We start from the raw sequence: 12,755 nt of genomic DNA, 5'->3' as shown, positions 1-12,755 counted from the left end.
AAAGAGAGGTGACAAGCAATTGAGTAAAAAAGTTGAAAATATAAGGAATACGTATACTTCATCAGAAAATAAAAAAAAGCAACAAAAACAAACGAGAAAACGTGTCATTCGCAGACGTATCACTTTATTTGGCGGTATCTTACTACTCATTATCATTATTTTATCTGTAATGCTTGTCACTCAAAAACAAAGTAATAGTGAAGATGCAGCCGAACGTCAACAAAAAGAACAAAAATATCAAAAACAACAAGATGAAGAATTAGCGTTGAAGGAGCAATTAAATAATTTGAATGATAAAGATTATATTGAAAAAGTTGCACGAGATGATTACTATTTAAGTAACGACGGGGAAGTTATTTTTAAATTGCCTAGCGATAATAAGTCTGACTCTAAATCTAAAGATAAAAAAGATAGTAAATAATTGAAATTAATTTTTTGCATCATTATACCATTGTTAATTTATGCAAACAGGCATATAATAGGATTAAAATCGAAACAAATCGGGAGGATTTATTTATAATATGTCAATCGAAGTAGGAAACAAGCTTAAAGGTAAAGTCACTGGAATTAAAAAGTTTGGCGCTTTCGTCGAGCTTCCAGAAGGAAAAAGTGGCTTAGTTCACATAAGTGAAGTTGCAGATAATTACGTTGAAAACGTAGAGGATCACTTATCTGTTGGTGAGGAAGTTGAAGTTAAAGTGCTTTCAATTGCTGATGACGGAAAAATTAGTTTATCAATTAAAAAAGCAAAAGATCGTCCACGTAGACCTCAAAACAAACCAAATCATAAACAATCTCAGCCTAAAGGTGAGGATTTTGAAAAGAAATTAACAAACTTCTTAAAAGATAGCGAAGATAAGCTAACTTCTATTAAACGTCAAACTGAATCTAGACGTGGCGGAAAAGGCACTAGACGCTAAAAAATATATAAAATAAGACTGTTCCCAAGAGAACTTAAATTAATTGCTTAAGTACAACATTTATTATGATTCTAAATTAAGTTTGACTTTAACAATATAAGACTGTTTTCTTGCTTAAGGAAACAGTCTCTTTTTTGTTGTATATAGACTTACCAATCGTACCAATAATTAGCGATACGGAGTACTTTCATATTATGATAAAGGAGGTAAGCTATGATGAAGATTAACACGGCCGGTTGGGATGGGCATCAACATATTGTGTTGGCTGTTTCTACAGGCATAGATAGTATGGCATTATTGCATCAATTAATAACTGATTTATCTCAAACATATCGTAAACTAACGTGCTTACATGTGAATCACCATATTCGCGATGTTGCAAAGGAAGAAGAAACATTTATAAAACATTTCTGTACTTCATACCAAATTCCCCTATACGTGCATCATTTAGACTTATCGAATGTCGTTGAGAAAGGGAATAGTATTGAAAGCATCGCTCGATTAAAACGCTACGAGTGGTTTGATGATATGATGGAAAAACTTGGCGCAGATATTTTATTAACGGCACATCATCAAGACGACCAAATTGAGACGATTTTTTATCGATTGATGACTGGGCGTTCCACTCGAAGTAGTTTGGGTATGTCGTATCTTACTGCAAGAGGGTCATATGCATTGTGCAAACCTCTGTTAGAAATAACTAAAGCTGAGATTCGAAATTACCAGCGCTTGCATGAAGTTCCTTATTATGAAGACGAAACGAATGCTGAAAATCAGTATGTACGAAATGATATTCGTAATCGTATTTTACCAGCAATAGAACGTAACTGCCATTTGTCGACAAAACAATTGTTAAAATTGAAAGCATGGCATGACACACAACTAGAAGACCTTAAAAAAGAAGCAAATCATTTTATTGAAATGTATGTTAAAGGTATTGCTAATAAGAGAGAAATAGTAATCCCAAGAGACTTATTTTCTAATTTAAATCATAATTTGAAAACAATCATATTAGATATAATTGTTTCGAAATTAGGTATATTAAAACCGATGACAGAAAAAATGTATGAATCTTGGTTCAGGCAAATTGAAAATCATGTAAGTCAATGCACATTATATACGACAGATAAATGGAATATTTATATCGCTTATGATAAATTTATAATAATGGCAAATTATAATGAATCTCTTGTGCCAATACAGATTCAACACCCAGGTGTATATAACTATGGTCATTATAGTATTGATATTACGAATGATTTTCCAAATGAGTGTTACCCATTACTCGTCAGAACAAGAAACGATGGGGATAAATTCAAACTAAATGGTGTACAAGGCCACAAAAAGGTTAGTAGGTTACTTATTGATTATAAAATTATACAAACCGAACGAAATCAGTTACCGATTTTAGTTAATGCAGATGATGAAATTATTGCGGTAGGTACGTTATATTTAAATAATAAATATAAAACATCTATTTTTATACGAAATATGGGAGAGGAATGAAAATATGCGAGATGATTTAAAAGAAGTGTTATTAGACGAGGCAGAAATAGAAGGCATATGCAAAGATTTAGGAGCGAAAATCACTGAAGCATACGCTGGTAAGCCACTTGTTTGCATAGGTATTTTAAAAGGTTCAGTAATGTTTATGACAGACCTTATTAAACACATCGATACACACCTAGCTATCGATTTTATGGATGTTTCTAGTTATCATGGTGGGACAGAGTCTACTGGTGAAGTACAAATATTAAAAGACTTGAGTGCTTCTATAGAAGGGAAAGATCTTTTAATTATCGAAGATATTTTAGAAACAGGGACAACTTTAAAATCAATTACAGAATTATTAGAATCAAGAAAAGTAAACTCACTTGAAATTGTAACATTGTTAGATAAGCCAAACCGACGCAAAGCAGATATCGAAGCCAAATATGTGGGTCAAAAGATACCAGATGAATTCGTTGTGGGTTATGGCTTAGATTACGCTGAGAAATACAGAAACCTACCGTTTATCGGCACACTTAAACCAGAAATTTATTCAAAGTAAGCAGTACAATTTAATCGGATGAAATATTGTTATATACTATAAAACGTAATTAGATAATATAAGTTAATATACATAGTGATGTTAACTTAATTGACTCGCCTATACATAAACTTTTAGAAGTTTAATAAAGCGTATGTTTTAACATTTGTATATCTTATCTAAAAAATTATTAAAGTAAAAAATTAACAAAGGTCTTAACATATGTACAAAAAGTATAATTACTGGCCTGAAACTTATGTATTGTGTTACAATTTTTGTTAGTTTTATTATTGAAGTAGGAGGAAACGACGCATGCAGAAAGCCTTTCGTAACGTGCTAGTTATCGCAATCATTGGCGTTATTATATTTGGTTTGTTTTCGTGGCTAAATGGTAACGGAAATATGCCAAAACAGCTTACTTATAACCAATTTGTTAAGCAACTGGATAAAGGTGAACTAAAATCATTAGAAATTCAACCTGAACAAAATGTATATATGGTAAGTGGTAAAACTAAAAATGATGAAGATTATTCTTCAACAATTTTATATAACAATGATAAAGAGCTTGAAAAAATAACAGACAAAGCACAAAATCAAGATGGATTGAAATTTACAGTTAAAGAAGAAGAAAAACAAAGTGTATTTGTAAGTATTTTAACTACATTAATTCCTGTATTAATCATTGCCTTATTATTTATTTTCTTCCTTAGCCAAGCACAAGGAGGCGGCGGCGGTGGTGGCCGTATGATGAACTTTGGTAAGTCCAAAGCTAAAATGTACGATAGCCAGAAAAAACGTGTACGCTTCTCAGATGTAGCGGGTGCAGAAGAAGAAAAACAAGAATTAATAGAAATTGTAGACTTCTTAAAAGATAATAAACAATTTAAACAAATGGGTTCTAGAATTCCAAAAGGTGTTTTACTCGTTGGGCCTCCAGGTACCGGTAAAACATTATTAGCGCGTGCAGTAGCTGGTGAAGCAGGTACGCCATTCTTCTCAATCAGTGGTTCAGACTTCGTTGAGATGTTTGTAGGTGTCGGTGCAAGCCGTGTACGTGACTTGTTTGAAAATGCTAAGAAAAACGCACCTTGTATTATCTTTATTGATGAGCTCGATGCAGTTGGTCGTCAACGTGGCGCTGGTGTAGGTGGCGGTCACGATGAACGTGAACAAACATTAAACCAATTGCTAGTTGAAATGGATGGTTTTGGTGAAAATGAAGGTATCATTATGATTGCCGCTACAAACAGACCTGATATTTTAGACCCGGCATTATTACGTCCAGGTCGTTTCGATAGACAAATCCAAGTCGGCCGTCCAGATGTCAAAGGGCGTGAAGCCATTTTACATGTTCATGCTAGAAATAAACCACTTGATGAAACAGTGGATTTAAAAGCAGTGTCTCAAAGAACACCTGGCTTCTCAGGTGCAGATTTAGAAAACTTATTAAACGAAGCATCATTAGTTGCAGTGCGTGAAGGTAAGAAGAAAATCGACATGCGTGATATAGAAGAGGCTACTGACCGTGTTATTGCTGGCCCTGCTAAAAAATCACGTGTTATTTCAGAAAAAGAACGTAATATTGTGGCGCACCACGAAGCAGGTCATACGATTATTGGTATGGTACTTGATGAAGCAGAGGTTGTCCATAAAGTGACTATTGTGCCACGTGGACAAGCTGGCGGTTACGCAATGATGTTACCAAAACAAGATCGTTTCTTAATGACTGAACCAGAGTTATTAGATAAAATTTGTGGCTTGCTAGGCGGACGTGTTTCTGAAGATATTAACTTCAACGAAGTATCAACTGGTGCTTCAAATGACTTTGAACGTGCAACACAAATCGCGCGTCAAATGGTTACTGAATATGGTATGAGTAAGAAACTCGGTACAGTTCAATTCTCAAGCAGTGGCAGTGGACAAGTATTCTTAGGTAAAGATATGCAAGGCGAACCAGAATACTCTGGTCAAATTGCTTATGAAATCGATAAAGAAGTCCAACGTATCATCAAAGAGCAATATGAACGTTGTAAAGACATTCTTTTAGAACATCAATCACAATTAATTTTAATTGCAGAGTCTTTATTAAAAGAAGAAACATTAGTTGCTGAACAAATTCATTCACTATTCTATGATGGTGTACTTCCTGAAGTGGATTATGATGCAGCGAAAGTTGTGAGTGATCAAGAAAAAGAATTTAAAGAAGGTAAATACGGTAAATCTTATGAAGATGTCCGTAAAGAGCAACGAGACATCGGTAATAAACAACAAGAAGAAGACCGCAAAGAAGAAGAAGATATCGATAAAGAAAAAGAAGAAAGACAACACGACGGCGATGATGATTCTGATGAAGACACAGGTCATGAACAACCGCCGAACATTGATAAACCAAGCAATCCAAGCGATCCTAATGATCCAAGCAATAGAAATTAATAACTGAACGAAAAGCTTCTTTCTGCTATCATATTGATGTAGAAAGAAGCTTTTTATGGTTACTTATTTTTTAAATAAACATTATAAACAGATATGTAGCAATTTTTTGCCTGAACAATTACAATAAATTGCATTGATAAAAAGTAGTAAAAAGTTCTAAATGAAAACTAAAAAATGAATTTAAACATTAAAATAAATCAAAGGAGTAATTACAGAAATGACAAACGATTATATTGTTAAAGCATTAGCTTATGGAGGACAAATAAGAGCATATAGTGCCTTAACTACAGAAAGCGTACAAGAAGCGCAAACAAGACATTATACTTGGCCAACAGCATCTGCAGCACTTGGCAGAACAATGACTGCTACATTAATGATGGGGGCTATGCTTAAAGGAGAACAAAAATTAACAGTTACCGTGGATGGCCAAGGCCCGATTGGAAAAATCATTGCTGATGCAGATGCTAATGGCCACGTGAGAGGATATGTAACAAACCCACAAACACATTTTCCTTTAAATAACGTAGGTAAATTAGATGTTGGCCGTGCGGTAGGCAGTAATGGCGCATTAACAGTAGTAAAAGATGTTGGCTTGAAAGACTATTTTTCAGGTTCAAGTCCACTTGTATCCGGTGAATTGGGGGATGATTTCACTTACTATTTTGCTAAAAGTGAACAAACACCCTCATCTGTTGGTTTAGGTGTACTAGTAAACCCTGATAATTCTATCAAAGCAGCTGGCGGTTTTATTATTCAAGTTATGCCTGGTGCTGAAGAAGAAACGATTAATAAGTTGGAAGAAGTTATCAATAACATGACGCCAGTTTCTAAATTGATTGATCAAGGCTTAACACCTGAAGAAATTCTATTTGAAGTACTAGGAGAAGATAATGTACAAATTTTAGAAAATATGCTTACAAGTTTTGAATGTAATTGTGGTCATGAAAAATTCTTGAATGCAATCAAAGGCCTCGGCCAAGCTGAAATAGAAAGCATGATTAATGAAGATCATGGCGCAGAGGCAGAATGTCACTTTTGCAGAAACAAATATCAATATTCAGAAAGCGAATTACAGGAATTATTAGAAAAGATGCAATAATTGCTATAAAATAGAAGTGTAACAGTAGCATATTATAAAAATATTGCAATATTCAATCTTCTCAGTTGTATTCAAAACAAAATCTGATAAAATGAAAAGTATATCCGATAGAAAAAGTAGGTTTTAGACTTTTTAATGAAAAGGAGCAATACTTATGACAAATAAACCAGTAAATAATATCGTCGAAATTATTGGCAATACGCCGGTAGTTAAATTAAATAATGTGGTGGATGAAAATTCAGCAGATGTTTACGTAAAACTAGAGTACCAAAACCCAGCGGGCTCAGTTAAAGACCGTATTGCCTTAGCGATGATTGAAGCAGCCGAAAAAGAAGGTAAGATTAAACCAGGTGATACAATTGTCGAACCAACGAGTGGTAATACAGGCATCGGATTAGCTTTTGTATGTGCTGCTAAAGGTTATAATGCAGTATTTACGATGCCTGAAACAATGAGCCAAGAGCGTCGTAATCTATTGAAAGCTTACGGTGCAGAAGTGGTTTTAACACCAGGGGCAGAAGCGATGAAAGGTGCTATTAAAAAAGCGAAAGAACTAAAAGAAGAATACGGTTATTATGAACCACAACAATTCGAAAACCCGGCTAATCCACGCGTACATGAATTGACAACTGGTCCAGAATTGGTCGAACAGTTTGAAGGAAAAACAATTGATTCTTTCTTAGCAGGTGTTGGTACTGGGGGTACATTGACTGGTGCCGGTAAAGTATTGAAAGAAAAATATCCTGACATTAATCTTGTGGCGATTGAACCAGAAGATTCTCCTGTACTAAGTGGTGGAGAACCTGGTCCACATAAATTACAAGGCTTAGGGGCTGGTTTTGTACCAGACACACTAGATACAAATGTTTATGATGAAGTAATCAAAGTTGGTAACGAAACAGCAATGGATATGTCTCGTAAAGTTGCTAAAGAAGAGGGTATCCTAGGTGGTATTTCTTCTGGTGCAGCAATTTATGCAGCTTTAGAAAAAGCTAAATCATTAGGTAAAGGTAAAACAGTAGTCACTGTATTACCAAGTAATGGTGAACGTTACCTTTCTACACCGTTATATTCATTTGAAGATTAAATTTTATTTTTCCTAACCGGTCGTGTATATACGCGATCGGTTTTTTTAGTATTAATAATCGTTCAAGGAAAACAATTGGTTGATTTTATATTGAAATGCAAAAGTCAATTAAATGACCACTAGGTTTCTTTTTAAAAATGAGCATCTCGTTAATTGTTTCTTATAAATGGTTTAAGCATTGTTTACTGAAAAAAATAATAATTAGCGTTATTATAGAATAGTAATTATAATGCTAATGGAGCATCTAAGCGTGAAAGGAAGAAGTGACTATGGCACATACAAAAATTATGGGCATATTAAATGTGACCCCAGATTCATTTTCTGATGGCGGTAAATATAATTCTGTAGAAAAAGCAATCAAAAGAGCTGAAGAAATGATTGATGAAGGTGTAGATATCATAGATATAGGCGGTATATCTACACGTCCAGGCTATGAAGAAATTAGCGTGACAGAAGAATTGGAACGCGTAATTCCTGTTGTAAAAGCGTTAAATCAATTTGATATTCAACTTTCTATTGATACATATAGAAGTGAGATTGCAGAAGCTGCAATGAAATTAGGCGCAACTATGATTAATGATCAATGGGCTGGTTTGTATGACGAAAAAATATTCGACGTTGTAGCCAAATATGAAGGTGAAATTGTACTGATGCATAATGGTGATGGTCAGAGGTCAGAACCTGTTGTGGAAGAAATGCTCTTATATTTATTAAAACAAGCTAACAAAGCGGAAATGGCTGGCATTCCTCAAGAGAAAGTTTGGGTTGACCCGGGTATTGGTTTTGCTAAAACCAGAGAAGAAGAACAAGAAGTAATGGCTCGATTAGATGAATTAGTAGCTACAGACTATCCTGTATTATTAGCGACGAGTAGAAAAAGATTTATTAAAGAAATGGTTGATAAAGATACCAAAGCGACTGAAAGAGATGAAGCGACAGCAGCCACGACTGCATATGGTATAATGAAAGGCGTTAAAGGTGTAAGAGTGCATAACGTTGTACTCAATGCTCGTTTAGGACAAAGTATGGATTATTTAAAGGAGAATGAGTATGCACGATACAATCTTTCTTAATGGTATGAAGTTTTATTGTTACCATGGCGCTTTACCAGCAGAAAATGAAATTGGCCAAATATTTATTGTAGATGTAACAATGAAAGTGGATTTGAGTATTGCTGGTAAAACTGATCAAGTCACTGATACAGTTCACTATGGTGATATATATGATGAAATTAAAGCAATCATGGAAAGTAAACCAGTAAATTTAGTAGAGCATCTAGCTGAACGTATTGCAAAACGTATAAATTCACACTATAATCGTGTAATGGAAACGAAAGTTAGGATCACTAAGGAAAATCCTCCTATACCAGGTCATTATAATGGTGTAGGTATAGAAATAGTGAGGGAGAATTTCTAATGGAATATGCATATTTAGGGTTAGGAAGTAACGTTGGAGAAAGAGAAGTACAACTTAAGAAGGCCATTCGTATTTTGAATGAAAAAGATGGCATCCATGTAACGCAAATATCGCCAATATATGAAACTGAACCTGTTGGGTATGTCGACCAACCTCAATTTTTAAATCAATGCATTGAAATTCAAACGTCACTAAAACCACACGCCTTATTGAACGCATGTCTTGATACAGAGCAACAACTGCACAGAGTGAGAGATATACGATGGGGCCCTAGAACTTTAGATGTCGATGTTTTATTATATGGTGATCAAGTCATTGAAGAAGATGATTTGATTGTGCCGCATCCACGCATGTTGGATCGCTCATTTGTGCTTATCCCATTAAATGACATCGCATCAGATTGTATTGTGCCACTCACTAATAAAAAGGTGGGTAATTTAGTGACAACTGATAACTCAGTTAAGAAGTATCAAAATTGAGAGGTAGATAGAGCGTAATTGCTCAGAAGTATGAGTTGAGCTTTGAATCATTTATTATGTGTTGGTACAAACTAAACAACTTGTTGACGTGTTTTCTACAAAAGATGAATTTTTAATCCCTTTATTACGTTTGCAACGTCTAGTAGAATTGAAAAGAGAAAAAAGTTGTCATAATGAGAATGTGTAAATATGTATCCAGCGTATTTAAATTTTTTCATAGTAAGACAAAGTTAGAAATGTTTTAAATCAAAAAGAAACTAAATAAGAAATGATATAGATGATTCACAATTTCTAACAATAAGTAAAAAATAAAGAAACTAAAAATGTGGAACAAGAAGCATAAAGGAGAGAAAGTTATGTCAGAAGAAATGAACGACCAAATGCAAGTACGTCGTCAAAAAATGCAAGAACTATATGATTTAGGTATCGATCCGTTTGGTCAAAAATTTGAAAGAACTTCAATGGCTACACCATTACATGAAGATTGGGACCAATTTACAAAAGAAGAATTGCAAGAAAAAGAAGAAGAGAGCCATGTTAGCATCGCTGGACGTGTCATGACAAAACGTGGTAAAGGTAAAGCTGGTTTTGCACATGTACAAGACCTATCTGGTCAGATTCAGATTTACGTAAGAAAAGATCAAGTGGGTGATGAGCAATTTGATATTTGGAATTCAACAGATTTAGGAGATATAGTCGGTATCGACGGAGTAATGTTTAAAACTAAAACAGGTGAGTTGTCAGTTAAAGCTAAATCATTTGTCCTTTTAACTAAAGCATTACGTCCATTACCAGACAAATTCCATGGTTTACAAGATATAGAACAACGTTATCGTCAACGCTATCTCGATTTAATTACAAATCAAGATAGCACAAAAACGTTTATTAACCGAAGCAAAATTTTACAAGAGATGCGTAACTATTTAAACCAACAAGGTTTCTTAGAAGTAGAAACACCGATGATGCATCAAATAGCTGGTGGTGCTGCTGCTAGACCATTTGTAACACATCATAACGCATTAGACGCTACGCTTTATATGCGAATTGCAATTGAACTACACTTAAAACGCCTTATCGTAGGCGGATTGGAAAAAGTATATGAAATTGGTCGTGTGTTTAGAAATGAAGGCGTATCTACACGTCATAACCCTGAATTTACGATGATTGAACTATATGAAGCATATGCAAATTATCATGATATTATGGATTTAACGGAAGATATGATCAGACACATTTCCAATAAAGTATTAGGTACTGCCAAAATTAATTATGGTGAAGATGTAATTGATTTAGAATCAAACTGGAAACGAATCCATATGGCAGATGCAGTTAAGGAGACTACCGGTGTAGACTTCTATAACGTACAAAGTGATGAAGAAGCAAAAACACTCGCAAAAGAACATGGGGTCGAAATCACCGGTAATATGAAATACGGACACATTTTAAATGAATTCTTTGAACAAAAAGTAGAAGAAACATTAATTCAGCCAACATTTGTATATGGACATCCTATCGAGATTTCACCATTAGCTAAGAAAAATCCAGAAGATCCTAGATTTACAGATCGTTTCGAACTGTTTATTGTAGGCAGAGAGCACGGCAATGCATTTACAGAATTGAATGACCCTATCGATCAAATAGAAAGATTTGAAGCTCAACTAGTCGAAAAAGAAGAAGGCAATGACGAAGCACATGAAATGGACGAAGATTTTATTGAAGCATTAGAATACGGTATGCCTCCAACAGGCGGTCTAGGTATCGGTATTGATAGATTGGTTATGTTGCTTACAGATTCAGCTTCGATTCGTGACGTGCTATTATTCCCATACATGAGACAAAAATAAGCCGTTTATATAAAAAACGTATCACAATTAAATAGAAACAAGAAACTAGGTCAGTATATATTGTATAATAGGGGGATAACTGATCTAGTTTTTATATTATTAATAGGGAATAAATGTAATTACTGTTATTAATTATTAGATATGTTAATATTACTTTAATTAATTTTTGTAATAAGAAACATTTGGGACATAAATGCCTATTAAAATATAAAACTATACTAAAAAAGGTTTGGCATTTAACATATTCATATGATAAGATTATTCAAGTCGAGTTGAGGAAACGAGACATTGAAATCTTAAATATAAAGTTTAAAAATAAAAAACACAAAAGTTATTGACTAATAACGAAAAATGAAGTAATATATAAAAGTCGTCAAATTCAAGAGAAAGCAACAGAGTCTTATGTAAATGATTTTTAAAGAAATTTTAAAAATAGTGTAAAATTGACCGTTGCAATTATTTGATAAAACGTGTATCATATATTGAGTAAGTTATTTTGTCTGGTGGCAATGGCAAAGAGGTCACACCTGTTCCCATGCCGAACACAGAAGTTAAGCTCTTTAGCGCCGATGGTAGTTGGACTTACGTTCCGCAAGAGTAGGACGTTGCCAGGCTTTATAATAATCATGTGGAGGATTAGCTCAGCTGGGAGAGCATCTGCCTTACAAGCAGGGGGTCGGCGGTTCGAACCCGTCATCCTCCACCATCTTTTAAAAATGAATAGCCGGCCTAGCTCAATTGGTAGAGCAACTGACTTGTAATCAGTAGGTTGGGGGTTCAAGTCCTCTGGCCGGCACCATTTCATGAGCCATTAGCTCAGTTGGTAGAGCATCTGACTTTTAATCAGAGGGTCAGAGGTTCGAATCCTCTATGGCTCATCCAGTTTCAATTTGCAGAAGTAGTTCAGCGGTAGAATACGACCTTGCCAAGGTCGGGGTCGCGGGTTCGAATCCCGTCTTCTGCTCCATTATATTGCCGGGGTGGCGGAACTGGCAGACGCACAGGACTTAAAATCCTGCGATGAGAGATCATCGTACCGGTTCGATTCCGGTCCTCGGCACCATCATTTTAATAGAGCGCCCATAGCTCAATTGGATAGAGTACTTGACTACGAATCAAGCGGTTATAGGTTCGACTCCTATTGGGCGCACCATTTTAAAATGCATATTATAATAAATACGGGAAGTAGCTCAGCTTGGTAGAGCACTTGGTTTGGGACCAAGGGGTCGCAGGTTCGAATCCTGTCTTCCCGACTCTTATAAAACTATGGGGGCTTAGCTCAGATGGGAGAGCGCCTGCTTTGCACGCAGGAGGTCAGCGGTTCGATCCCGCTAGTCTCCACCATATTTAAAAACAAACAATGAACATTGAAAACTGAATTGCAATATGTCAACGTTAATTCCGAATTCAACATTAAATGTTGATTCAAAACAACGTGTTATTGATAA

The 12,755-nt window shown here is 35.0% G+C and carries 11 protein-coding genes, 8 tRNA genes and 1 rRNA gene; all 20 read left to right on the top strand.

What is annotated here, in order from left to right; genetic code table 11:
• Nucleotides 1–19 precede the first annotated feature (19 nt).
• The 20 genes from KA900_RS13070 to KA900_RS12975 all read left to right on the top strand — a co-directional run bounded on the left by KA900_RS13070 (nt 20) and on the right by KA900_RS12975 (nt 12,651).
• A complete protein-coding gene (locus KA900_RS13070) occupies nt 20–421 on the top strand; it encodes a septum formation initiator family protein (RefSeq protein ID WP_210139757.1) in 402 nt (133 codons plus the stop codon).
• A 100-nt stretch (nt 422–521) separates the two neighbouring features.
• Entirely contained in the window at nt 522–920 is a 399-nt protein-coding gene (locus KA900_RS13065) for a S1 domain-containing RNA-binding protein (RefSeq protein WP_096810950.1), read from the top strand.
• A gap of 216 nt (nt 921–1,136) precedes the next feature.
• On the top strand, nt 1,137–2,426 hold the full coding sequence (gene tilS, locus KA900_RS13060; protein ID WP_096811243.1) for a tRNA lysidine(34) synthetase TilS: 1,290 nt from the start codon (nt 1,137–1,139) through the stop codon (nt 2,424–2,426).
• Between the two features lie 4 nt (nt 2,427–2,430).
• Nucleotides 2,431–2,970: a hypoxanthine phosphoribosyltransferase gene (hpt, locus tag KA900_RS13055; RefSeq protein ID WP_119488061.1), complete on the top strand. Its 540-nt coding sequence runs from the start codon at nt 2,431–2,433 to the stop codon at nt 2,968–2,970.
• A 291-nt stretch (nt 2,971–3,261) separates the two neighbouring features.
• Nucleotides 3,262–5,382, top strand: coding sequence for an ATP-dependent zinc metalloprotease FtsH (gene ftsH, locus KA900_RS13050; RefSeq protein WP_210139756.1), 2,121 nt, complete (start codon nt 3,262–3,264; stop codon nt 5,380–5,382).
• A 217-nt stretch (nt 5,383–5,599) separates the two neighbouring features.
• On the top strand, nt 5,600–6,481 hold the full coding sequence (gene hslO, locus KA900_RS13045) for an Hsp33 family molecular chaperone HslO (protein WP_207573084.1): 882 nt from the start codon (nt 5,600–5,602) through the stop codon (nt 6,479–6,481).
• Between the two features lie 154 nt (nt 6,482–6,635).
• On the top strand, nt 6,636–7,568 hold the full coding sequence (gene cysK, locus KA900_RS13040) for a cysteine synthase A (RefSeq protein ID WP_096810946.1): 933 nt from the start codon (nt 6,636–6,638) through the stop codon (nt 7,566–7,568).
• Nucleotides 7,569–7,837: 269 nt separating this feature from the next.
• Complete coding sequence (gene folP, locus KA900_RS13035) at nt 7,838–8,641, top strand: dihydropteroate synthase (protein WP_096810945.1); 804 nt, start codon at nt 7,838–7,840, stop codon at nt 8,639–8,641.
• Complete coding sequence (gene folB, locus KA900_RS13030; protein ID WP_210139755.1) at nt 8,619–8,984, top strand: dihydroneopterin aldolase; 366 nt, start codon at nt 8,619–8,621, stop codon at nt 8,982–8,984. The genes folP and folB overlap by 23 nt, the downstream gene beginning before the upstream one ends.
• On the top strand, nt 8,984–9,463 hold the full coding sequence (gene folK, locus KA900_RS13025) for a 2-amino-4-hydroxy-6-hydroxymethyldihydropteridine diphosphokinase (RefSeq protein ID WP_096810943.1): 480 nt from the start codon (nt 8,984–8,986) through the stop codon (nt 9,461–9,463). Before folB ends, folK begins: the two co-directional genes overlap by 1 nt.
• 356 nt (nt 9,464–9,819) lie before the next feature.
• Nucleotides 9,820–11,307, top strand: coding sequence for a lysine--tRNA ligase (gene lysS / locus KA900_RS13020; RefSeq protein ID WP_210139754.1), 1,488 nt, complete (start codon nt 9,820–9,822; stop codon nt 11,305–11,307).
• A 499-nt stretch (nt 11,308–11,806) separates the two neighbouring features.
• Nucleotides 11,807–11,921 (top strand): 5S ribosomal RNA (gene rrf / locus KA900_RS13015).
• A 16-nt stretch (nt 11,922–11,937) separates the two neighbouring features.
• Nucleotides 11,938–12,013 (top strand) — tRNA-Val (locus tag KA900_RS13010).
• A 17-nt stretch (nt 12,014–12,030) separates the two neighbouring features.
• A tRNA-Thr gene (locus KA900_RS13005) sits at nt 12,031–12,106 on the top strand.
• A gap of 6 nt (nt 12,107–12,112) precedes the next feature.
• Nucleotides 12,113–12,185 (top strand) — tRNA-Lys (locus tag KA900_RS13000).
• A gap of 14 nt (nt 12,186–12,199) precedes the next feature.
• Nucleotides 12,200–12,274: transfer RNA gene (locus tag KA900_RS12995), tRNA-Gly, on the top strand.
• Between the two features lie 7 nt (nt 12,275–12,281).
• Nucleotides 12,282–12,370, top strand: a tRNA-Leu gene (locus tag KA900_RS12990).
• A gap of 13 nt (nt 12,371–12,383) precedes the next feature.
• Nucleotides 12,384–12,460: transfer RNA gene (locus KA900_RS12985), tRNA-Arg, on the top strand.
• Nucleotides 12,461–12,486: 26 nt separating this feature from the next.
• Nucleotides 12,487–12,560: transfer RNA gene (locus KA900_RS12980), tRNA-Pro, on the top strand.
• Nucleotides 12,561–12,575: 15 nt separating this feature from the next.
• Nucleotides 12,576–12,651: transfer RNA gene (locus tag KA900_RS12975), tRNA-Ala, on the top strand.
• The last annotated feature ends 104 nt before the right edge of the window (nt 12,652–12,755 follow it).

It is taken from the genome of Staphylococcus sp. GDY8P120P (assembly GCF_017892065.1).
Classification (GTDB): domain Bacteria; phylum Bacillota; class Bacilli; order Staphylococcales; family Staphylococcaceae; genus Staphylococcus; species Staphylococcus nepalensis.
The sequence above is the reverse complement of the archived record's forward strand: the minus strand, read 5'-3'. Positions and strand labels throughout refer to the sequence as shown.

Excerpts from the sequence above, each read along its gene's own strand:
- KA900_RS13065 (WP_096810950.1), top strand. The coding sequence starts at position 522 with ATGTCAATCGAAGTAGGAAACAAGCTTAAAGGTAAAGTCACTGGAATT.
- lysS (WP_210139754.1), top strand. The coding sequence starts at position 9,820 with ATGTCAGAAGAAATGAACGACCAAATGCAAGTACGTCGTCAAAAAATG.
- cysK (WP_096810946.1), top strand. The coding sequence starts at position 6,636 with ATGACAAATAAACCAGTAAATAATATCGTCGAAATTATTGGCAATACG.
- hpt (WP_119488061.1), top strand. The coding sequence starts at position 2,431 with ATGCGAGATGATTTAAAAGAAGTGTTATTAGACGAGGCAGAAATAGAA.
- hslO (WP_207573084.1), top strand. The coding sequence starts at position 5,600 with ATGACAAACGATTATATTGTTAAAGCATTAGCTTATGGAGGACAAATA.
- ftsH (WP_210139756.1), top strand. The coding sequence starts at position 3,262 with ATGCAGAAAGCCTTTCGTAACGTGCTAGTTATCGCAATCATTGGCGTT.
- folP (WP_096810945.1), top strand. The coding sequence starts at position 7,838 with ATGGCACATACAAAAATTATGGGCATATTAAATGTGACCCCAGATTCA.
- tilS (WP_096811243.1), top strand. The coding sequence starts at position 1,137 with ATGAAGATTAACACGGCCGGTTGGGATGGGCATCAACATATTGTGTTG.
- folK (WP_096810943.1), top strand. The coding sequence starts at position 8,984 with ATGGAATATGCATATTTAGGGTTAGGAAGTAACGTTGGAGAAAGAGAA.
- folB (WP_210139755.1), top strand. The coding sequence starts at position 8,619 with ATGCACGATACAATCTTTCTTAATGGTATGAAGTTTTATTGTTACCAT.